Annotated in this window: 22 protein-coding genes; 13 read left to right on the top strand and 9 right to left on the bottom strand. The window is 72.7% G+C overall.

Translation table 11 applies throughout. From position 1 onward, the window contains the following. Positions 1-14: 14 nt before the first annotated feature. Together amrb99_RS09880 and amrb99_RS09875 are read right to left on the bottom strand one after the other, a co-directional pair. Positions 15-1511, bottom strand: coding sequence for a sugar ABC transporter ATP-binding protein (locus amrb99_RS09880; RefSeq protein ID WP_190855066.1), 1497 nt, complete (start codon positions 1509-1511; stop codon positions 15-17). A 19-nt stretch (positions 1512-1530) separates the two neighbouring features. Then, on the bottom strand, positions 1531-2517 hold the full coding sequence (locus amrb99_RS09875) for a substrate-binding domain-containing protein (protein ID WP_190855064.1): 987 nt from the start codon (positions 2515-2517) through the stop codon (positions 1531-1533). Between the two features lie 137 nt (positions 2518-2654). On the opposite strand from amrb99_RS09875, the gene amrb99_RS09870 reads away from it, so the two are divergent. Then, positions 2655-3353: an FCD domain-containing protein gene (locus tag amrb99_RS09870; RefSeq protein WP_190855061.1), complete on the top strand. Its 699-nt coding sequence runs from the start codon at positions 2655-2657 to the stop codon at positions 3351-3353. Positions 3354-3447: 94 nt separating this feature from the next. On the opposite strand, the gene amrb99_RS09865 is transcribed toward amrb99_RS09870, so the two are convergent. Next, positions 3448-4311 carry a nuclease gene (locus amrb99_RS09865; RefSeq protein ID WP_190855058.1) on the bottom strand — a complete coding sequence of 288 codons (864 nt, stop codon included), beginning with the start codon at positions 4309-4311 and terminating at the stop codon, positions 3448-3450. A gap of 200 nt (positions 4312-4511) precedes the next feature. Here amrb99_RS09865 and amrb99_RS09860 point away from each other — a divergent pair, with 200 nt between their 5' ends. After that, positions 4512-5621 (top strand): serine hydrolase domain-containing protein, encoded by a 1110-nt coding sequence (locus amrb99_RS09860; RefSeq protein WP_190855056.1) that lies wholly within the window; start codon positions 4512-4514, stop codon positions 5619-5621. Here the strand turns inward: amrb99_RS09860 and amrb99_RS09855 are convergent. Beyond that, positions 5611-6390: an OBAP family protein gene (locus amrb99_RS09855; protein ID WP_190855054.1), complete on the bottom strand. Its 780-nt coding sequence runs from the start codon at positions 6388-6390 to the stop codon at positions 5611-5613. The genes amrb99_RS09860 and amrb99_RS09855 overlap by 11 nt on opposite strands. A 91-nt stretch (positions 6391-6481) precedes the next feature. Continuing rightward, positions 6482-7771 (bottom strand): YncE family protein, encoded by a 1290-nt coding sequence (locus amrb99_RS09850; protein WP_190855052.1) that lies wholly within the window; start codon positions 7769-7771, stop codon positions 6482-6484. Positions 7772-7922: 151 nt separating this feature from the next. Here amrb99_RS09850 and amrb99_RS52305 point away from each other — a divergent pair, with 151 nt between their 5' ends. The 3 genes from amrb99_RS52305 (at position 7923) to amrb99_RS09835 (ending at position 10575) form a co-directional block, all read left to right on the top strand. Continuing rightward, the gene (locus tag amrb99_RS52305) at positions 7923-8567 is read left to right on the top strand and encodes a TetR/AcrR family transcriptional regulator (RefSeq protein ID WP_347256616.1); all 645 of its coding nucleotides are present in this window, start codon (positions 7923-7925) and stop codon (positions 8565-8567) included. Between the two features lie 151 nt (positions 8568-8718). Continuing rightward, a complete protein-coding gene (locus tag amrb99_RS09840; protein WP_190855048.1) occupies positions 8719-9783 on the top strand; it encodes an alpha/beta fold hydrolase in 1065 nt (354 codons plus the stop codon). Positions 9784-9924: 141 nt separating this feature from the next. Then, positions 9925-10575: a class I SAM-dependent methyltransferase gene (locus tag amrb99_RS09835; protein WP_190855046.1), complete on the top strand. Its 651-nt coding sequence runs from the start codon at positions 9925-9927 to the stop codon at positions 10573-10575. A gap of 37 nt (positions 10576-10612) precedes the next feature. Here amrb99_RS09835 and amrb99_RS09830 read toward each other — a convergent pair whose 3' ends face one another. Beyond that, positions 10613-12199 (bottom strand): D-aminoacylase, encoded by a 1587-nt coding sequence (locus amrb99_RS09830; RefSeq protein WP_190855043.1) that lies wholly within the window; start codon positions 12197-12199, stop codon positions 10613-10615. A 164-nt stretch (positions 12200-12363) separates the two neighbouring features. On the opposite strand from amrb99_RS09830, the gene amrb99_RS09825 reads away from it, so the two are divergent. Then, positions 12364-12894, top strand: a complete 531-nt coding sequence (locus amrb99_RS09825) for a GNAT family protein (RefSeq protein ID WP_347256615.1) — start codon at positions 12364-12366, stop codon at positions 12892-12894. A gap of 25 nt (positions 12895-12919) precedes the next feature. Here the strand turns inward: amrb99_RS09825 and amrb99_RS09820 are convergent, their stop codons facing one another. Then, the gene (locus amrb99_RS09820) at positions 12920-13429 is read right to left on the bottom strand and encodes a hypothetical protein (RefSeq protein ID WP_190855041.1); all 510 of its coding nucleotides are present in this window, start codon (positions 13427-13429) and stop codon (positions 12920-12922) included. Positions 13430-13634: 205 nt separating this feature from the next. On the opposite strand from amrb99_RS09820, the gene amrb99_RS09815 reads away from it, so the two are divergent. Continuing rightward, positions 13635-13910, top strand: coding sequence for a hypothetical protein (locus amrb99_RS09815; protein WP_190855038.1), 276 nt, complete (start codon positions 13635-13637; stop codon positions 13908-13910). 155 nt (positions 13911-14065) lie between these two features. Here amrb99_RS09815 and amrb99_RS09810 read toward each other — a convergent pair whose 3' ends face one another. Continuing rightward, positions 14066-14695, bottom strand: coding sequence for an LUD domain-containing protein (locus amrb99_RS09810; RefSeq protein WP_190855036.1), 630 nt, complete (start codon positions 14693-14695; stop codon positions 14066-14068). A 156-nt stretch (positions 14696-14851) separates the two neighbouring features. Here amrb99_RS09810 and sigJ point away from each other — a divergent pair, with 156 nt between their 5' ends. The 6 genes from sigJ (at position 14852) to amrb99_RS53045 (ending at position 20351) form a co-directional block, all read left to right on the top strand. Beyond that, positions 14852-15790 (top strand): RNA polymerase sigma factor SigJ, encoded by a 939-nt coding sequence (gene sigJ / locus amrb99_RS09805; RefSeq protein WP_190855034.1) that lies wholly within the window; start codon positions 14852-14854, stop codon positions 15788-15790. Between the two features lie 72 nt (positions 15791-15862). After that, positions 15863-16720, top strand: a complete 858-nt coding sequence (locus tag amrb99_RS09800) for an SAM-dependent methyltransferase (RefSeq protein WP_347256614.1) — start codon at positions 15863-15865, stop codon at positions 16718-16720. A gap of 152 nt (positions 16721-16872) precedes the next feature. Beyond that, positions 16873-17232, top strand: coding sequence for a TraR/DksA C4-type zinc finger protein (locus amrb99_RS09795; RefSeq protein ID WP_190855032.1), 360 nt, complete (start codon positions 16873-16875; stop codon positions 17230-17232). 258 nt (positions 17233-17490) lie between these two features. Next, a complete protein-coding gene (locus amrb99_RS09790; protein WP_190855030.1) occupies positions 17491-18480 on the top strand; it encodes a histidine kinase in 990 nt (329 codons plus the stop codon). Next, positions 18477-19136: a response regulator transcription factor gene (locus amrb99_RS09785; RefSeq protein WP_190855028.1), complete on the top strand. Its 660-nt coding sequence runs from the start codon at positions 18477-18479 to the stop codon at positions 19134-19136. The genes amrb99_RS09790 and amrb99_RS09785 overlap by 4 nt, the downstream gene beginning before the upstream one ends. Positions 19137-19340: 204 nt before the next feature. Continuing rightward, the gene (locus amrb99_RS53045; protein ID WP_190855026.1) at positions 19341-20351 is read left to right on the top strand and encodes a DUF1259 domain-containing protein; all 1011 of its coding nucleotides are present in this window, start codon (positions 19341-19343) and stop codon (positions 20349-20351) included. Between the two features lie 116 nt (positions 20352-20467). Here amrb99_RS53045 and amrb99_RS09775 read toward each other — a convergent pair. Next, on the bottom strand, positions 20468-20910 hold a 443-nt coding region (locus tag amrb99_RS09775), incomplete at its 5' end, for an aldehyde dehydrogenase family protein (protein ID WP_190855024.1).

Raw genomic sequence — 20910 nt, 5'->3', positions numbered from 1 at the left:
TCAGGGCGGGTCACTCAGGCCGCCATCGCGGCGGACAGCACGGCGTCCACGGTCACCTCGTCGCCGGTGAACTCGGCGGCGACCGTCCCGCCGCGCAGCGCGATGACGCGGTCGCACACCAGCGGCAGCTCCTCCAGCTCGCCGGACACGAACAGCACGGCGGCGCCCCGGTCGGCCAGCTCCCGGACCAGCCGGTAGATGCCCTCCTTGGCCTCCACGTCCACGCCGCGCGTCGGCTCGTCCAGCAGCAGGATCCGGCTGCCCGCGTGCAGCCACCGGCCGATCACGGCCTTCTGCTGGTTGCCGCCGCTCAGCGCGGCGATCGGGGTGCGGGTGGAGGCGGTGGCGATCGACAGCCGCTCGATCAGCCCGCGCGCGGCCCGGTCGATCCGGGCCGGCACCACGGACGTGCCGCTGCTCACCGCCCGGAAATCCGACATCACCATGTTCTCGCCGACGCCGAGCAGCGGGACGATCGCCTCGCTCTTGCGGTCCTCCGGCGTCAGCCCGACGCCGCGGCGCTTCATCCCGGCCGCGGTCACCCGCGGCACCTCCCGGCCGTCCACCCGGACGGTCCCGGCGGCGGCCGGCTCGAACCCGGCGATCGCTCGCAGCACCTCGGTGCGGCCCGACCCCATCAGCCCGGCCAGCCCGAGGATCTCGCCCGGGTACAGGTCGAAGGACACGTCGGCGACCTTCGGCGGGACGCTCAGCCCCGACACCGACAGCAGCGGCGTGCCGTCGCGGTGCACGGCGCGGGCCCGCGGCCGGACCGCCGCCTCGTACGCCGAGCCGAGCATCATCGCGACCGCGTCCTCGGTGGAGGTGGTCGCCATGTCGACGGTCCCGACCACCTCGCCGTTCCGCATGACGGTCGCGGTCCGCGCGATCCGCCGGATCTCGTCGAGCCGGTGGCTGACGTAGACGACCGCGACGCCGCTCGCGGCGATCCGCCGGACCGCCTCCAGGACGGTCTCCACCTCGGCCGCGGCGAGCGCGCTGGTCGGCTCGTCCAGGATCAGCAGCCGCGGCTCGCGGCGCACCGCCCGGCAGATCTCCACGAGCTGCTGCTCGGCCAGCGGCAGCGCGCCGACCTGCGCGTCCGGGGCGATGTCCAGGCCGAGCCGGTCGAAGATCTCCCGGGCCGCGCGGCGCATCGCGGGATGGTCGACCCGGCCCGCCGCCGACCGCGGCCACGCGCCGAGGAACAGGTTCTCCGCGGCCGTCATCCCCGGCACCAGGCTGAGCTCCTGGTGGACGGTCCGCACCCCGAGCTCGCCGGCGCGCCGGACGCCGCCGTCGCCGAGCGGGGCGCCGCCGATCTCGACGGTGCCCGCGTCGGCGCGCTCGACCCCGGACAGCACCTTGATCAGGGTGGACTTCCCGGCGCCGTTGCGGCCGAGGAGCGCGCGGACCTCGCCCGCCTCGATCTCCAGGCTCGCCCCCGTCAGCGCCCGGACGCCCGGGTAGTGCTTGGTGACGTCGGCGACGCGTACCAGCGGCGTGCTCATGCGGCTCCTCTTCTCGGGGTTACGGGATGCCATCGGAGTGCTCCTGAAGCCAGCGCGCCCCGTCCTTCGGGCCGAGGTACCGGTCGATCGGCGCGGGGATGACGAACCGGTCGCTCGGCCGGCCCGCCAGCACGTCCCGCGCGGCCTGGGCCGCCAGCCGCCCGACCTTGATCCCGGAGATGTCGGCGACGCCCTTCAGGACCCGTCCGTCCTGCAGCTTCTTGGCGGCGTCGACCGACATGTCGCCGCCGAACACGGCGGTCCTGCCGGCCCTGCCGCGCGCCTCGACGGCCCGCACCGCGCCCAGCATCTGCGACCCGGCCTCGCCGTAGAAGGCGTCGATGTCGGGATGCGCGGTGAGCAGCTGCTCGCCCCGCTCGACGGCCTCGTCCAGCGCGAGGCCCTGCTGGTTCGCCACGATCTTCGCGCCCGGCACCCGCGCCTTGAGCGCCTTCTCGAAGCCCTGCCGGCGCTGGATGCAGACCTCGAACTGCTCGCAGTTGATCACGCCGACCTTGGGGGCGCGCTTCCCGGCGGCCAGGAAGTAGGCGGCCATCTGCTCACCGCTGACCCGGCCGAACTCGGCGGGGTCGCCGAGGACGAACGACTGCACGTACTTGCGCGCCTCCGCGTCCTCGATGCAGGTGTTGTAGCAGATCACCGGGACGCCGCTCTCCTTGGCGAGGCGCAGCGCCGGGATCGACGCCGTCGCCGACGCCGGGGACACGATGAGCGCGTCGACCTTCGCCGAGCTCATCGTGTTGATGAACGAACTCTCCTTGGCCGGGTCCGACTGGATGTTGGTCTGCACCAGCTGGGGGTCCCGGTCCCCATGGCCGAGCGTCGAGCGCAGCCCGCGCTCCACGCCGGCGTAGTAGCCCTCGGCGTTCAGGTACACGACGCCGATGCGCCCGTGCTCGCCCACCCGGCCGCAGGCGGCCGTGACCGCCAGGACCGCCGCGACCGCCATGAGCACGGCCGCCAGACGGCGCTTGGCATGCTTCATCGACGTACTCCTCGTTCCGGCAACCTGCTGACCTTGTCTAATGCCCCCGGCCGGGTGCTGTCAATATTAATTCCTAATTTATGATTACACTGTGAGGGCTAGGGTACTCGGCGGACGAGCGAAGGAGGGGGCCTCCCGTGGTGCGCTACTCGGAGCGCGGACTGCACGGCCAGACGGTGCAGGAGATCGCGCGACGCATCCTCGGCGGTGAGCTGAACCCCGGCGACACCATCGACGTGGCGGCGCTCGGCGACGAGCTGGACGTCAGCCTCACCGCGCTGCGCGAGGCGCTGAAGGTGCTCGCGGCGAAGGGCCTGGTCGCCTCGCGGCAGAAGCGGGGCACGTTCGTGCGCCCCCGCTCCGACTGGAGCCTCCTCGACCCCGACGTCATCCGCTGGCAGTTCGCCAACCGCGACGACCAGGCGTTCCTGCAGAACCTGGCCGAGGTGCGCGGCATCATCGAGCCCCAGGCGGCCCGCTACGCGGCTCTGCGCCGCACCCCCGACGACCTCGCCGCCCTGGACGAGGCCCTCGCCGCCATGAAAGCGGCCGACGGCGACCTCGCCCGCGCCGTCCAGGCCGACCTGGACTTCCACCGCGGCCTTCTCACCGCCACCCACAACGAGCTGCTGGAGCGGATGGAGGTCGTCATCGAGGTCGGCCTCGCCGAGCGCGACCGCCTCGTGCACGGCGTCCGCCCCCACGACGACCCCGTCCCGAGCCACCGCGCGGTCCTCGACGCCGTCCGCGACGCCGACCCGGACCGCGCGGAGAAGGCCATGCACGACCTCCTCGTCAAGGCCGCGCACGACCTCGACACCCTCACCGCCGACTGACGCCGCCGCCCCGCCGGACAGGGCGCGGGCGGGCCGGTCGGGCGCGGATCATCCGCCAAGGCCCGATGCGGGCGACGCCCCCGGCGCGTCCGGGCTAGCCCTCGATGAAGATCAGGTCGGTGATGGGCTTGGTGAGCCGGACGGTGTCGCCGGTGACCTCGATGACGGTGTCGAACCCGGTCGCGTGGGCGTCGGAGATGACGTACAGCCGGTCGTTGAGGGTGGCCATGTACGCCTTGAAGCCGGCGAGCGAGGCGTCGCCCGGCGTGAGGGCGTAGTACTCGGCGAGGCGGCGGAACAGCTTGGGCAGGATGACCAGCCGCTCGGACAGGTCGTCCTGGGCGTGGAGGGTGGCGCCGCCGGTGGTGGCGTCGGAGGCCCAGACCCCCGTCTTCGCCGCGCGGGCGGCGTCGGCGGCCTCGGTCAGCGTGGCGCGCAGGTCGGGGTAGAGCTTGCTGTAGAAGGTCGGGTAGACCAGGCCGTCGGCCAGCAGCCGGTGGTTCACGCTCGTCTTCAGCAGCGCCGGGTCGGTGAACACCGGCTCCAGGTCGGGCCGGTCGGTGTCGCCGGCGAAGGCGAACGCGACGGGGCGGCCGTACTTGTCGCCGAACCGGGTCAGGATGTACCCGGGGGTGGCGTCCGGGGTCGCGCCGGTGACGACCTCGCCGTCGCGGACCACGCCGGAGAACCCGATCAGCTCCAGCAGCCGGGCGCCGGCGGCGTGGGCGAGTTCCAGCGGCTGGTGCATGGTGTGGCCGCCGTGGCCGGGCGGCGTGTAGTGGGTCTCCAGCGCGTCGATCGCGTCCAGCCGCAGCTGGGCCGCGCCGCTCGCGCCGAGGCGCACGTTCAGGTGCAGGCGCGTGAACGCGTCCGCGGTGCTGGGGAAGAAGTGCACGGAGTCCCCGTCGGGCTGGCTGTGCACGATCCGGTACTGGCCCTTGATCAGATACAGCGACACCGTGCTCTCCTCACGGCCGGCGACCTCGTCCACTCCCGAGTCAAGCAGTGATCGGGCGGCTACACACCGCTCTAGCCGAGGTTGGCCACAAAATCGACCCCGCGCCGCCGCTTGCGCGAACCCTGGCCGCCGTCCTGTCGGCGCTCGGTCGCGAGAAAATCCGGTTGCTTTCGGCGGAGCATGGGCGCTGAATACTGCGCATGGCCGACATTCAGGGGTCCTGCGACGCCCCGTTCTCCGCGGTGTCCGAGGCGCTGGCCGGGTTGCTGGACGGCGGGGACGCGGGCGGCTCGGTCGCGGTCTTCGTGGACGGCGAGCCCGTCGTGGACGTCTGGGGCGGGTTCGCCGACGCGGACCGCACGGTCCCCTGGCGGCGCGACACGATCACCAACGTCTGGTCGGTCACCAAGACGATGACGGCGCTGTGCGCGCTGGTGCTGGCCGACCGCGGCGGCCTCGACCTCGGCGCGCCGGTCGCGCGGTACTGGCCGGAGTTCGCCGCGGCGGGCAAGGAGAAGGTGCTGGTGCGGCACCTGCTCTCGCACACGGCGGGCCTGCCCCACTGGGACGGTCCGGTCGAGGAGCTCTATGACTGGCCGTCCGCCACCGCCCGCCTGGAGGCGCAGGCTCCGCGGTGGGAACCGGGGAGCACGGCCGGGTACCACTCGCTCACCCAGGGGTTCCTCGTCGGCGAGGTCGTCCGCCGGATCACGGGCCGGAGCGTCGGCGGGTTCTTCGCCGAGGAGGTCGCCGCGCCGCTGGGCGCGGACTTCCACATCGGGTTGCCCGCCGAGCACGACCACCGGGTGGCGCTCACGGTCCCGCCGCCGTCCCGGGACGAGGGTTATGCCGCCAGCGCGCCCGGCAGTGGCGCGTCCCCCGCGACCGGCGCCACCACCGTACGGGTGCGGGACGGCAATAGCGTCGCCTGGCGCCGTGCGCAGATCCCGGCGGCGAGCGGATTCGGCAACGCCCGCTCGGTCGCTCTCGTGCAGTCGGTCATGGCTTGCGGAGGTGCGATAGGGGGACGGCGGCTGCTGTCGCAGGCGGGTTGTGATCGCGCGCGGGACGAACAGTTCCAGGGCGTGGACCGCCTCCTGGGCATGCCGGTCCGGTACGGCCTGGGCTACGGGCTGTTCGGCGGCGCCTTCGGGTGGGGCGGCTGGGGCGGCTCGATCGTCGTGGTCGAACCCGGCGCCCGGATGGCGGTGGCGTACGTGACGAACCAGATGCGCGAACCCGCGGACGACGAGCGGGGAATGGAGGTCATCGCGGCCGCCTACGACGGCCTCGGTCGCCTCACCGCCTGAAGGCCGTCTCCTCCAGCCTGGTCTGGACGGTCCGGCCGCTCTCCCACGCGTTGGCGCCCGGGGCCACCTCCGGCATCGGGATGCCGGCCCGGTCCTGCCGCTTGCCCGGCGTCGAGACGCCGAGCCTGCGGTCGCGGGAGTGGATCAGCTCCTCGTCGGCTTGGCCGTCCTCCGTCAGGCCCATCATCAGTTGCGGGACTCCGTACGGGAAGTCGTCGCGGTCGTACTGCCACGTGTGGAACGTCTTCCCATAGGTCGTCACGAGGTCCTCGAAGTAGGCCCGCTCGGCCATGTCGGGGATGCCCGGGGCCACCAGGATGCCCGACTTCACCTCGTAGTGGTGGCTGTGCCACAGCCGCTTCTCGTCGTCGGGCAGGCCGTCGAAGCGCTCCCTGGTGATGATGTACTCGATGCCGATGAGGCGGGCGTCGGGCGCGTTGCGATCGAAGATCACGCACTGGTGCAGGTCGTGCTGGAGGTGAATGCAGAAATGCGACGCCTCCACCTGCCGCCCCATGTCGTCGGCGTACATGTGGAAGCCGTTCAGGTAGGTGCTCATCGCCTGGAGCGGATATTTCGTCTGCATGGCGCCGGCCGCCATGTCGAGCGCGCGGTGCTTGAGCGGGTGCCCCTTGCCGGCCCTGCTCAGCGTGGCCGCCTTGCGGCCGAGCATCAGGCTCGCGGTGGCCGCGGCGCCCGCGGCGGCGCCGACCGTCCCGGCCAGCACCCGGCCGCGTGCCGAGCGCGATCTGCCATGTGTAAGCCCCATGGGCGCCGCATACCCGGCAGCCGGACACCGAACCACGGAAGGCCGCGTGCGGGAGGCAGGGCGCGCCCTGCCTCCCGGCGGGCCAAGGGGATCAGGTGGTGGGACTGGTCCAGCCGGCGGGGATGTGGGCGATGCGGACGCGCTGCGGGTGGTCGCCGACCGGCACGGAGACGACCTTGCGGCCGGTGGCGAAGTCGATCGCGGTGACCTGGTCGGCGCCGCTCTCGGAGATGACGCAGTCGCGGCCGTCGCCGCTGACGGTGGCCCAGTACGGCTTGGACGCGGTGACGAGCGGGCCCTCCTGGAGGGTGGCGCGGTCGACGACGGTCGCGTAGTCGTCCATGGTCCCGGCGACGCACAGCTTGGCGCCGTCGGGGCTCATGGACAGGCCGTGGTGGCGCGAGTCGTTGACGAAGGTGGTCCGGTCGTCGCTGGTCGCGGGGTTCTTCGGCAGCGTCCTGATGCGGGTGATCTTGTCGGTGGCGACGTCGTACTCGATGAAGCCGTTGAAGAAGGAGACCTGGAAGTACAGCTTGGAGAAGTCGGGGGTGAACACCGCCGGGCGGACGGCGTTGGACAGGTCCTTGCGGCCGAACGCGTCCAGGCGCGAGCGCATGTCGATGGTCTTGACGACCTTGTAGGTGGTGGCGTCGGCGATGGTGATGTGCCGGTCGCCCTTGGTCCAGTCGAGGGACGGGTCGTCGAGGTCGGTCTCGACGTTGCCGATGGACATGTTCCAGATGTACTTGCCGTCGGCGGTGAAGATGCTCTCGTGGGGCTTGTCGCCGGAGGCGAACGACCCGAGCTGCTTGCCGGTGTTGATGTCCAGCACGTGCACGGTCTTGCCGAGCGAGGCCGAGACCGCGACCTTGGTGCCGTCGGGCGAGACGGCCATGTGGTCGGCGCGGTAGCCCGACACCTGGAAGCGCCACCTGACCTTCCCGGTGGTCAGGTCGATGGAGACGACGTCGCCGAAGCTGGGCCGCGAGGCGACGAGGGCACTGCCGTCGGGGGTGGAGTACAGGTCGTCGACGAGCTGGTCGTGCCCCTCGCCGGCGGTCGCCCGGATGCCGAGGAAGACGGCGAGGCGGACGGGGTTGGTGTAGATCTCCGTCAGGCGCTGGGCCTTGTCGGGGACGACGTCGATACGGCCGATCTTGGCGAAGTCGCCGCTGGGGTTGATGACGTCGGCGGTGCCGTCCCAGTTGTTGCCGACGAACATCACCTCGCGCAGCGGCGCGGCCTGCGCGGCGGCGGAGCCGATGGGGCCGGAGACCGGGGCGATGGCGCAGGCGGCCAGCACGGCCGCCGCGGCGAGGCCCCGCAGGCGCCGGCGCCTGCGGGCGGGGAGGTTCCGGGCGAGGGCGGGTTCAGCGTGCATGGTGCTTCTCCCTGGGGGGTGGGAAACGCGAGCCGGGGAAGTCTGAAATTGGCCGTTTTCAGACTTTGGTTACTGGATGGTAGGCGGGGGTGACGCCCGTCACAAGGGCGATGCGGGAAGATTCTCTGCAGCACCAGGCGGAGGGCGCGGAGTGACGGGCAGGATCACCCCCGGAGCGGGCCGGTACCGGGGCAAGGACGCGGACGAGCGGCGGGCCGAGCGGCGCCGCCGGTTCCGCGAGGCGGGCCTGGAGATGTTCGGCGCCGGCCCGGGGTACCGGGGCACCAGGCTCGCCGACCTGTGCAGGACGGCCGGGCTCTCGACGCGCCAGTTCTACGAGGAGTACCGCACCCTCGAAGACCTCCTGGCCGACCTGCACCTGTACGTCAACGACGTCGCCGAGCGGGCCGTCGTCGAGGTGCTCCCCCGCGTCCAGGACCGGTCACTGCCCGAGCGCATCACCGCGATGCTGCACGCCTACGTCCAGGGGGCCACCTCCGACCCGCGGCACGCCCGCATCGCCTACGTCGAGATCATCGGTGTCAGCCCGCGGATGGACCGCCGGCGCCTCGAACGCCGCGCCGTCTGGATCGACTTCATCGGCCGGACCGCGGACCAGGCCGTCGAGCGCGGCGAGATGCCCCCGGGCAACTACCGCATCGCCGCCACCGGCTTCATCGGCGCCGTCAACGGCCTCATGCACGACTGGGTCGTGGGGTGGGTCGACGCGACCCTGGAGGAGATCGCCGACGAGCTCCTGCAGATCCTGCTGGGCCGATACAAGATCACGCTCTGAGGGCGCCGGCGCGGGCGCGGAGATGGCCGTGTCCGGCCGTCCCGGCTTGACGGGCCGCGCGCGTTGGCGGTCGAGCATGGCGATATGCGACGTTGACGGAGGTCGGCCGCGGGGCCGGCCTGTTCCGAGGACGGCGAGTGGGGGCCGAGTGATGGACGGCGGGCCGGCCGGCGGCCGGGAACCGCGCTTCGAGATCCGTTTCTGCGCCGCCGAGGGCGGGGCGCGGATCGCCTACGCCACGGTCGGCGACGGGCCCCTGCTGATCGTCCCTCCCGCCTGGATCAGCCACCTGGAACTGCTGTGGCAGGACCCGGCCGTCCGCGCGTTCCTCGTTCCGCTGGCCGCGCGCCGGACGGTGGTGCTGTACGACAAGCCCGGCTGCGGGCTGTCCGATCCGTGGCCGGGCCGCCAGACGTTGGACACCGACGTGCGGGTGCTGCGGACCGTCGCCGGCCACCTGCGGCAGGACCGCTTCGACCTGCTGGGCGTGTCGACTGCGGCGGCGACGGCGCTGGCGTTCGCCGTACGGCATCCGGAGCGCGTCGGGCGCCTGGTCGTCTACGGTGGTTACGCCGACGGCCGGCAGGTCGCGTCCCCGCAGGTCCGGACGGCTCTGCTCGGCATGGTGCGCGCCCACTGGGGGCTCGGCTCGGACGTGCTGGCCGACATCTTCATGGCCGACGCCGACGCCGACAGCAGAAGGCACTTCACGCGGTTGCAGCGAGGCACGGCCACCGCGGAGTTCGCCTGCGAGCTGCTGGACCAGTGCTACGACGCACGCGTGGTGGACGAGCTGGACAGGGTCGTCACGCCGACCCTGGTGCTGCACCGGCGCGGTGACCGGGCGATTCCGTACCGGCTCGGGCGGGACCTGGCCGCGCGGATCCCCGGCGCGCGGCTGATGACGCTCCCCGGCCGTGGCCACTTCCCCTGGTCAGGCGACTCCGCGCCGCTGGTCCGCGCCGTCCTGGAGTACCTGGGCGAGACCGCGGGCCCGCCCCGCTGGCACGGCCCGGGGTCCGTGGACGATGTGCTCACTCCCCGGCAGCTCCAGGTCGCGGCCCTGGTCGCGGACGGGCTGAGCAACCGCCAGATCGCCCGGCGCCTCGGGATCAAGGAGCGCTCCGCCGAAGGCCACGTCGAACGGATCCGCCAGCGGCTCGGCGTCCGCTCCCGTGTCCAGATCGCCGCCTGGTGGGCCCGGCGCGACCGCTGAGGTAGCGGACTCGGGTAGCGCCTGGCGTAGTTCCCCGCCTGACAGGACGCCGTGCGCCGTCGGATCCTTCAGGGGCCGCCGCGCCCGCCATCAGGACGGCCGGCCTTCCCATCGGCGGCATCGACGTTCGAGGAGCGCCACATGCCCGACGCCAGCACCCTGCCGGCACTGAGCCCGAACCCGGTACGCGGACGCCTGAACTCGGCGTTCTTCGCGCTGACGGCCGGTTACACCGACCGGCGGCTCGCCGGGCACAAGCGGCGGATCCTCCCCCGGGCCGGCGGCGTCGTCGCCGAGATCGGCGCCGGCAACGGGCCGAACCTGCGCTACCTGCCGCCGGAGACGACCGTGCACGCCATCGAGCCGAACCCGTACTTCCATCGGCGGCTGGCGCGCACGGCCGCCGTCCACGGCATCGACCTGACCGTCCATCCGGTGCCGGGCGAGGCGATCGACTTGGAGGACGCGAGCGTGGACGCCGTGATGTGCACGTGGGTGCTCTGCAGCGTCCAGGACCCGGCCCAGGTGCTCCGGGAGGTCCACCGGATCCTGCGGCCCGGCGGCCGGTTCGCGTTCATCGAGCACGTCGCCGCGCCGCACGGCCCCGTGCGGCGTGTCCAGCGGCTGGTGCGCCGGCCGTGGCGGTGGGCTTTCGAGGGCTGCCGCACCGACCGGGACACCGCGGCCGCCGTCCGCGCGGCCGGGTTCGCCTCGGTGGAGATCACCGAGTTCCGGTTCCGGTCCGGTTTCGTCCCGGTCCGGACGCAGATCGCCGGTGTCGCCGTGCGCTGAGCGGCCGCGCGGCCGCGCGGCCGGAGCGGGAACGCGATCAGGAGACGCGCAGGATCTCGCCGGGACGCGCGCCGCAGTGCGCGCCGTCCTCGACCACGGGGCGTCCGCCGACGACGACCGCGCGGATGCCGTCCGGATACCGCTGGGGTGCGGTGTACGTGGCCCGGTCGGTGATCCTGGCAGGGTCGAACACGACGATGTCGGCGGCCGCGCCGGGACGGAGCGCGCCGCGGCCGGTGAGCCCGGCGCGCTCGGCGGCCGCGAGCGTGCACTTGCGCACCGCTTCGGCGAGCTGAAGCGGCCCGGTGCGGACGTACTCGGCGAACAGCCGCGGGTAGCAGCCGTACGAGCGGGGGTGCGGGGCGCCCCGTCCGGTGGGGCCGTCCGGGTCGAGCGCCTGCCCGTCGGATCCGATCACGGCCGCGGGGTGGGCGAGCGCGTCGAGCAGGTCCCGCTCGCCGCGCCCGCCCGCGATCATCTGGACTCCGTTGCCATGCGCGGCGACCAGGTCGAGGACGGCGGCGCTCGGGTCCCTCCCCGTGCCGGCGGCGAAGGCGGACACGGTCCGGCCGACGGGGTCCTCCTCCCCCACCGCCGCGGCGTCGGGGACGCGGCTGATGGTGATCTCGTCCCAGGAGTTGGGCATGTCCCGCCACGCGCGGGCGACGCGCGCGCGGGCGTCCCTGTCTCGCAGCCGTGCCCGCATCCTCTCCTCTCCGCCCTCCTGCGCCCAGTAGGGCAGCAGCTGCGACAGCGGCGCGTTGCCCGCCAGGTACGGGTAGACGTCGAAGGCCACGTCCAGCCCGGACGAACGCGCCGCGTCGATCAGGTCCAGAGCGCGCGCGACCGACCCGTGGTTGCGGCGGCCGACGGCGATCAGGTGGGAGATCTGGGTACGGCAGCCGGTGGCCGCCGCGACCCGCAGCACCTGCCGGACGGAGTCGAGCAGCCCGTCTGCGTAGTCGCGCACGTGCCAGGCGATCAGCCGGCCGAACGCGGCGGCGGTGCGGCCGAGCACCTCCAGCTCGTCCTCCCGGGCGTAGCAGGGCGGGGCGTAGGCGAGACCGGTGGAGACGCCCGCCGCGCCGGCGGAGAGCGCGTCGCCGAGCAAGCCGCGCATCCGGTCGAGCGCGGCCGCGTCGGCGGGACGGTCCTCGAACCCCACGGCCGCCGCGCGCAGCGGCGTGTGCGCGACCAGGGCGGCCACGTTCACCGACGGGCGCGCGGTGTCCAGCGCCGCGAGATGCCCGGGCAGGTCCGTCCAGTCCCACCGGACCGACGGGTCGAGGTCCAGGTACCCGGCGGCGGCCCGGAGCGCGCCCGGATCGGCGGCGACGGGCGCCACGCCGAGCCCGCAGTTGCCGATCACGATCGTCGTGACGCCCTGCCGGACCGCGCTGTGCGCCTCCGGCGCGGACAGCAGCGTCAGGTCCGAGTGGGTGTGCACGTCGACGAACCCGGGGGCCACCACGTGACCGGACGCGTCCAGGGTCCGGGCGGCGGGCCGCCCGGCGAGGTCGCCGACCGCCTCGACGCGCCCGCCGATGACGGCGATGTCGGCGCGGCGGGGCGGCGTCCCGGTGCCGTCGACGACGGTCCCGCCGCTGACCAGCAGGTCGATCACGGTCGCACCGCCTCCCGCAGGCGGAACGCCGCCCGGGCGAGGCGGTGGTCTGTGTCGTGCACGTTGCCTCCTCTGGCGGCGGGTTCAACGCCACTCCACCAAGGCCCGCGAGCCGCCGGCAATAACCCGTCGCTCGGCGGCGGCGCCGCGGATATCGTCGGGCCGTGCCCAAGATCCTCCACGGTGAGTCGGTGACCCTGCGGCCCGCGACGGAGGCGGACGTGCCCGCGCTGGCGGCGATCCGCGCGACGCCGGAAGTCCACCAGTGGTGGCGCGGCGGCCCCGACCTCGCCGCCGAAGTGGCCAGCGAGCTCGCCGATACCGACGTCGAGCAGCTGGTCATCGAGCACGAGGGCCGCACCGCCGGCCTGATCCAGTGGTATGCGGAGCAGGACCCCGACTACCGGCGCGCCGGCATCGACATCTACCTCGACCCGTCCGTGCGCGGGCGCGGCCTGGGCCCCGACGCCATCCGGACCCTCGCGCGGCATGTGTTCGACGACCACGGTCACCACCGGATCACCATCGACCCGGCCGTCGCGAACACCGCCGCCATCCGCTGCTACGAGAAGGTCGGGTTCCGGCCGGTCGGCGTCATGCGGCAGTACGAACGCGGTATCGACGGCACATGGCACGACGGTCTCCTCATGGACCTGCTGGCAGACGAGTTGACCGGCGGGTCCCCGGCTCCGTGAGCCGAGCACGTCACCCGCCCGGTGCTCACTCTGCGAGGCCGGGACGGTAGGCGGCGCGGGCCGGCCGGTGCAGGCTTCGCGCGGCAAGGCCGAAGACCACGCCTCCGGCGACGAACAGGATGTCGGTGAAGGCGCCGGCGGTGACCGCCCAACCTGACGGATGGGAAGTGCCGTACACCTCGGCGGTGGTGAGGCCGGACAGGCCCTTCGGGAGGACGTCCAGCCAGCGGACCACGTCGTCGACGACGCCGGTCCCGCCGCGCAGGCCGAGCAGTGCGCAGCCCGCCCAGCAGGCGGCCAGCTGAAGGCGGGACGGGAACCAGCGCCAGCCGCGCATCATCGCCAGCGGCGTGAGCACGCCGACCGCCGTCATCACCCAGACCAGGGCCATGAACACCTGTACGGCCACCCGGGCGGAGCCGTGGTGGTGGTCGGGGTCCGGCATGGACAGGCCGGTCAGCGCCCACACCACATGCCAGAGCAGAAATCCCATCACCCATGCGAAGGCGGCCGTCCCGGCTCGTCGGATCGTCATGGCTCCGACGATCGCGGACCGGCCGGGCCGCGCACCTCCCGCTCGCGGGCGAGACGATTCACCCGCGCGGGGGACCCACGACGCGTGCGGTCGAACCGGGCGCCCGAAACAAGGGGGATGTCACATTTCGACCCTGGCGATCGTCTCAATGGCATCCAGTGAGGCCGCCAAGGCACGTGCCTCCCGGACAACGAAGGGACATTCCATGTCCGCACGATCTCGCGCACTGGGTTCACGTGCCCGTGCGACCACTCTCGCCGCCGCCGCTCTCACGACGATCGGGCTCGGAGTCGTGACCGGCGTCGCGGCGGTCCCCGCTCAAGCCTCTCCCGCGGCGCCCGCGGCGACCTGGTGGGACGTCGGGAGCTACGGCACCCATTCGAAGTGCATCGACGCCGGCCAGCAGTACGAGCGCGAGGGCTGGCCCTACAAGTGCATCTACGTCAGCGGCGCCGGCTGGGTTCTCGAGATCTGGCAGTAGCCCTCACCGCCGCTGTGCCTCGTGCCCGCCGAAATGCTCCCCGGCATGAGCGGCCCCGATCGGCACCGGCCTCCAGGTCGTCCGGAGGCCGGTGCCGCCGGTGTCGGCCGCCACGTCCCGTCCAGGCGCGGCGCGGCTCGGTGGCTCCGAGCGGGTCAGAAACCGATCGCCTCGCGGACCAGCAGGACGGTCCCGCGCCCGGGGTGAGGTTCCGCGTTGAGGACGAGGATGCGGTTGAGGGCGCTGGGCACCCCGTAGGCCTCCATGCAGCGCTCGTTCTCCAGCGGGACGCAGTGGTCCTCGATGCGGCGCAGCGCGGTGCTCAGGTCGGGCACCACCTTCTGCGCCCCGACGACCCAGATCACCTGGGGCGCGGCACCGGAGTAGCCGGCCAGCTGGCTTCCGCTGGCGGAGGCGGCGACCAGGGAGCCGGTCTCGGTGACCGCGGCGACGCTGCCCACGAGGACGTCGGGGCAGGCGAGCATCCTCCAGATCTCGGTCAGCTGGGTGGCGCGGTCCATGGTGGAGCTGCGCGCCTTGACCGAGTCGTATCGACCGCTGCGGTTGAGGTCCTCGTCGATGCCGGACAGCCGGAGGGTCTCGCTGGCCCCGGTGAAGACGGTGGCGCCTGCCGGAACCAGGTCCTGGACGCGGGCACGCGCGGCGGCGGCGTCATCGAGGATCTCGACGGCGAAATTGTTGTCCCTCAACGCGGCGGCCGCCCGCTCCAGCGCCTCCGCGGGCGCCGGGCCGGTGAACGATGTCGCCGGAGCCGAAGTGCTCATGATTCCTCCTGGGTCGTTGCACGGTGGGTTCGTCTCTGCTGGTACGACAGGACGGCCCCGCGGAATGTGAGGCGCCCGCGGACCTCACATTCCGGCCCGGTGCCTTGTCGAAGTGGTGAGCCCGCACGAGACCGAGAAGAGAGCCGGCGACAACACATGAGCGACACGTCCAGGCCGGGACCCGACCGGACCGATCCAGCCCTCAGCGTGATCATGGGCGAGCGGCGGCAGCTGATCAATCTCGCCTACCGGCTGCTCGGCTCGCTGGCCGAGGCCGAGGACGCCGTCCAGGAGACCTACGCGCGCTGGTACGCCATGTCCCGCCCGCAGCGGGACGCCATCGAGTCGCCCGGCGCATGGCTGACCACGGTCGCCGGCCGCATCTGCCTCAACACGCTCAAGTCGGCGCGGGCGCGCCGCGAACGCTACGTGGGCGCATGGCTTCCCGAGCCGCTGCCCGAGCCCGCCGAGTGGGCCGCCGGCCGGGCGGACGGCACCGCGGCCGACCCCGCCGACCGGGTCACGCTGGACGAGTCGGTCAACATGGCCTTCCTCGTCGTGCTGGAGTCGATGACCCCGGCCGAGCGCGTGGCGTTCATCCTCCACGACGTCTTCCGCTTCCCGTTCGCCGACGTGGCCGAGGTCACCGGCCGCACCCCGGCCGCATGCCGCCAGCTCGCCTCCTCGGCCCGCCGCCGCCTCTCCGTCCTCCGGGATCCGGCGCCGCCCGTGGCCAAGCAGGCCGGCGTCGTCCGGGCCTTCAAGGCGGCGTGGGAGGCCAAGGACATCGAGGCCCTGATCGGCCTGCTCGATCCCGACGCCACGGCGGTCGCCGATGGCGGCGGCCTCGCCATGGCCTTCCTCGACCCCATCGAGGGCGCCGAGCCGATCGCCCGCGGCTGGATGGAGATCGCCGACCGGATGCCCGCCGGCATGACGCTCCTGGAGCGCACGGTCAACGGCCGGCCCGGCCTGGTCGCCCGGCTCGACGGCGTCACCGTGACCGTGTTCGCGTTCGAGATCGTCGACGACCGGGTCAAGCAGATCTGGGCCGTGCGCAATCCGGAGAAACTCCGCCCCTGGACAGAGGGCTGACGCTCCTCGCCCAACCCGGCCGCTTTTTACAAATATGATCACGTTTGTCGGCGATCCACGAAGGAGGCCAGGGTGTCCGAGCGTGTCCGGAAAGCATGGGAAGCGCCGAGCGCCGTGTCCCGCCCGGCCGGCGAACCGGTGCGGATCGACACGACGGTCGCGCACTCGGCCCGGATGTACGACTACTACCTGGGCGGCAAGGACCATTACCAGGTCGACCGGGACACCGCGGAGATCGCGGCGCGCAGCTGGCAGGCGGTGCGGATCGCCGTCCGGGAGAACCGCTCGTTCCTGGGCCGGGCCGTCCGCCACCTGGTCCGCGAGCAGGGGATCACCCAGTTCCTCGACATCGGCGCCGGCCTGCCCAGCGCCGGCAACGTCCACGAGGTCGCCCAGGCCGAGGACCCCGCCTGCCGCGTCGTGTACGTCGACAACGACCCGATCGTGCTGGCCCACGCCCGGTCACTGCTCATCGGCACGCCGGAGGGCAGGACCGCCTACGTCCACGCCGACCTGCGCCGGCCGGCGGCGATCCTGGCCGATCCCGCCGTCCGCACCACCCTGGACCTCGACCGGCCCGTCGCTCTCATGCTGGTGGCGATCCTGCACTTCATCGTGGACGAGCAGCACCCCGGCGAGATCGTCAGGGAGCTGATGGAGGCGCTGCCGTCCGGCAGCTTCCTGGTCGCCTCGCACGTCACTCCGGAACACGACCCGCAGGGAGTCCACGGCCTGGAGCAGGCCTACCGCGCCGGCGGCGTGCCGGCCCAGGCGCGGACCCGGGAGGCGTTCACCGCCCTCGCCTTCGACGGCCTGGACCTGCTGGACCCCGGAGTGACCCTGGTGTCGGAATGGCGCCCCGACGGCGACGCTCCCCGCCCGGCGGCGGACCAGGTCAACTGGTACGGCGGTATCGCCCGCAAGCCGTAACGGCGGAGGACGTCCCCCGCGAACCTTCCGATCTGCACCGCGTCCCCCACGCGAAATGGGTGCCGGACCCGATATGGCGCCGCATGCCGATGGCCCCATGGTGGATTCAGGTACATCTCGGATGTTCGGGTTGCGGAAGGGACTGACGTCGCATGACGACGAGCGTGGACGACGGCGCCACGGGCAGGCACGCGCTGGGCGACGCCGCGGCGCGGGAAATGAAGCAGCGACTGGAAGGCGAACGGCGCCGCCGCGCGTCGCAACTGGGCGTGCTGGAGCAGTCGGTCGAGCAGGTCTCGGTGGAGCAGACCGAGGAAGCGGACTACGCCCGCATGGAGAATCTGCGGCACAGCCTGACGGAGATCGACAGCGCGCTGCGGCGGCTCGAGGAAGGCACGTACGGGCGGTGCGAAGGATGCGCCCAGCCGATTCCCGCCGGGCGGCTGGAAATCCTGCCCTATGTACGGTTCTGCGTTAAGTGCCAGGGAAAGCGGAACCGCACTGGCCGCTGAGGCGCGCCCGTCCACGATCACGAGCGAGGGGTGCGCCGCCCGCCATCGGGGGCGGCACCCATTTCCGCGCCGCACGGCGTGCACGCCCGGCGCGGACGGGCGCCCACGGCCACGCGCACAGGCGCCGCGCCCGGTCGGCCCCGCGCGACCGGGCGGCGGCACGATGCGAGGGGGCAGGTGAGAGGGCGGATACCGTGGGGACGAGCGTGCGCCGCGCCATGCGGCGGCACGCGGACGGCAGGGGAGGAAGCACGGCCAGTGCGGCTGTTCTGGCGGGTGTTCTGGCTGAACACCCTGGTGGGAGCGGTGGCCACCGTCCTGTTGATGGTCGGCCCGTGGACGGTGTCGGTACCGATCCGGCTGACCGAGGCGCTCGTCCTCGCGACCGGGCTCGCGGTGATGCTGGCGGCCAACGCCGTGCTGCTGTGGTGGGGTCTCGCCCCGCTGGGCAGACTCGCCCGCCTGATGGCGACCGTCGACCTGCTGCGTCCCGGCCAGCGCCTGCCGGTCACCGGGAGCGGCGAGATCGCCGCGCTGATCGACACCTTCAACCAGATGCTGCGGCGCCTGGAGGCCGAACGCGGCACCAGCGCGGCCCGTGCCCTGTCCGCCCAGGAGGACGAGCGCCGCCGCGTCGCCCGGGAGCTGCACGACGAGATCGGCCAGAGCCTGACCGCGCTGCTGCTCGACCTCAAGCGCGTCACGGACACGGCTCCGCCGCAGGTGCGGCGCGACCTGCGGAGCGCGCAGGAGATGACCCGCGAGAGCCTCGACGAGGTGCGGCGCATCGCCCGCCGCCTGCGCCCGGACGTCCTCGAGGACCTGGGCTTGGCGAGCGCCCTCGCCGCGCTCGCCGCCCAGTTCGACACCCATACGACGCTGCGCGTGCGGCGGCAGGTGCAGCACGGGCTGCCCCCGCTCGACCCGCAGGTCGAACTGGTCCTGTACCGGGTCGCCCAGGAGGCCCTGACCAACGCCGCCCGGCACTCGGGCGCCGCGAGCGTCGTCCTCGACCTGCGCGCCGACGGCGCCCGCGGCGTCCTCCTGCGCGTCGAGGACGACGGCGAAGGGCTCGGCGGCGCCCCCGAGGGCGCCGGGATCCGCGGCATGCGCGAACGCGCGCTGCTGGTCGGCGGCGCCCTGGACCTGCGCACCGGCCCGGGCGGCGGCACCCGGCTCGACCTGCGCGTCCCCACCGTCCACGCCTCGCTCGCCGGCGCGGACCGGCCCGTCGAGGAGCGGCCATGACACGCCCGACCCGGATCCTGCTCGCCGACGACCACGCGCTGGTGCGCCGCGGCGTCCGGCTCATCCTCGACGGCGAACCGGACCTGGAGGTCGTCGCCGAGGCCGGCGACGGCGCGGCGGCGATCGAGCTGCTGTCCGGCGCCGGCGCCGTCGCGGCGGACCTGGCGGTCCTCGACGTCGCGATGCCGCGGATGACCGGCCTGCAGGCCGCCCGCGAGCTCTCCCGCACCCGTCCGGACCTGCGCATCCTCATCCTGACCATGCACGACAACGAGCAGTACCTGTTCGAGGCGCTGAAGGCGGGCGCGGCGGGCTACGTGCTCAAGTCGCTGGCGGACCGCGACCTGATCACCGCGTGCCGCGCCGCGATGCGCGGCGAGCCGTTCCTGTACCCGGGCGCGGTCACGACGCTGATCCGGACGTACCTCGCCCAGGCCGGCGCCGGGCGGGACCCCGACACCGTCCTCACGCCCCGCGAAGAGGAGATCCTGAAGCTCGTCGCCGAGGGCCACTCGTCCAAGGAGATCGCCGCCACGCTCGTCATCAGCGTCAAGACCGTGGAACGGCACCGCGCCAACATCCTCGCCAAACTCGGCATGAAGGACCGTCTGGAACTGCTCCGCTACGCCATCCGCACGGGCCTCATCGAACCCTGACCTGCCACCAATTCCCGCCATAAATAGGGCGAGATCCCCCGTTTAGGAAATAAATCCATTCAAGGGAAATGGTTGACCGCCCGGCGTCCTCCTTCACCGGTTCCCGCGCACCGCGATGCCCTGGCGATGCACTCCCCTGATCATCGCTCGCGTTCGCGCTTGCCCAGGTCAGGGCAGAGCTGAACCGACCCAAGGAGGAAACACGTGATCGTACTCTGTTCATCGGGAACAACGCGGCGCGGAGCGGTCGGCCGGTTCTGCGGCGCGGTCACGCTTCTCGCCGGCCTCGTCGTCGGCGGAGGCACGGCGGGCGCCGGCACCGCCACGGCGTCGACGGCCGACTCGGCAATTCACCCGAACGCCGGCGCGCACACCAGAATCGCGACGGACCGGCTTCCGGTCAAGAAGATCGAGAAGATCCTGCAGGCCGATGGCCACGTGAGCAGCAGCGGGGTCCTCGAAGTCGACATCGACCGCACGGACCTCCACGTCACCGGCGGCCAGCCCCGGGTGCGGTTCAAGGACGGCTTCCAGATCCAGCACGAGCTGTTCTTCCAGTCGCTCGGGCACGGGAAGGCGATCCTCAACGGCGACCTGGCCCTGAAGTCGCAGGAGATCCAGCCGGTCATCGACGCGTTCATCGCCCACGGGATCACGTTCCAGGCGCAGCACCAGCACCTGTACGACCTGCGCCCGATGGTGTGGTTCCTGCATTTCCGCGCCATCGGGAACCCGCTCCGGCTGGCCGGCGCCATACGCGCCGTCATCGGCGTGACGTCCACGCCGCTGCCGCAGCATTCGCCGCCGAACCCCCAGACCCCGCTCCCCACCAGGAAGCTGGCGAAGATCCTCGGCGGTGACGCCACCGTCGGCGAGAACGGGATCGTCACGGTGACCGTGCCGCGCACCGACAGGATCAGGCTCGGCGGCGTGATCGTCAGCCCGGACCTCGGGGTGTCCACCAGCGTCCAGTTCCAGCCGCTCCCGGGCGGCAAGGCGGCGGTGGTGCCCGACTTCTCCATGACGTCGAACGAGACGCAGCCGGTCATCACGGTCATGCGCCACAAGCACTGGCAGGTGGGCTGCCTCTACAACCAGGAGACCGCCGAGCACCCGCAGCTGTTCTTCTCGCACATGTTCCGCGTCGGCGATCCCGTCGCGCTCGCCGTTCAGGTCCGCGAAGGACTCGACCGCACGGCCGCACGGCACCCCTGACCGGCGGCTTCGCGGGTATCTCACCATGCCGGCGCGGGTGGTTCATGCAGCGCGCCCGTTCGTGCGCGGTGGCGCGTGTTCCAGCGCCACCGCGCACGCACGGGTGGACGGCGAACTCAGATGCCGACCGGGTGCCAGACCGTCTTGGTCTCCAGGAACGCGGTCATCCGGTCGATGCCGGGGGCGGCGGCCCAGTCGGCACCGGCCGAACGCAGGACGCGTTTGAGGTTGCCGGCGGCGGCCCGTTCGAGTTCGGGGGCCTGGTCGGGCGCGACGCCGGTGAGGTCGATGGCGTTGACGTCCATGTGGGAGGCGAGCCAGGGGGCGAGTTCGGTGCGGTGTCCGGTGAGGATGTTGACCACCCCGCCCGGTAGGTCGCTGGTGGCGAGGACTTCGGCGAGGGTGATCGCCGGCAGCGGTGCGGGCTCGGACGCCAGCACGACGGTGGTGTTGCCGGTGATGATCGCGGGTGCGAGTACCGAGACCAGGCCGAGGAGCGGGTCGTCGGGCGCGATGATGGCGACGATGCCGGTGGGTTCGGGGGTGGAGAAGTTGAAGT

It is taken from the genome of Actinomadura sp. RB99, from assembly GCF_014706005.1.
GTDB lineage: Bacteria > Actinomycetota > Actinomycetes > Streptosporangiales > Streptosporangiaceae > Spirillospora.
This window is presented reverse-complemented; position numbering and strand designations above follow the sequence as displayed.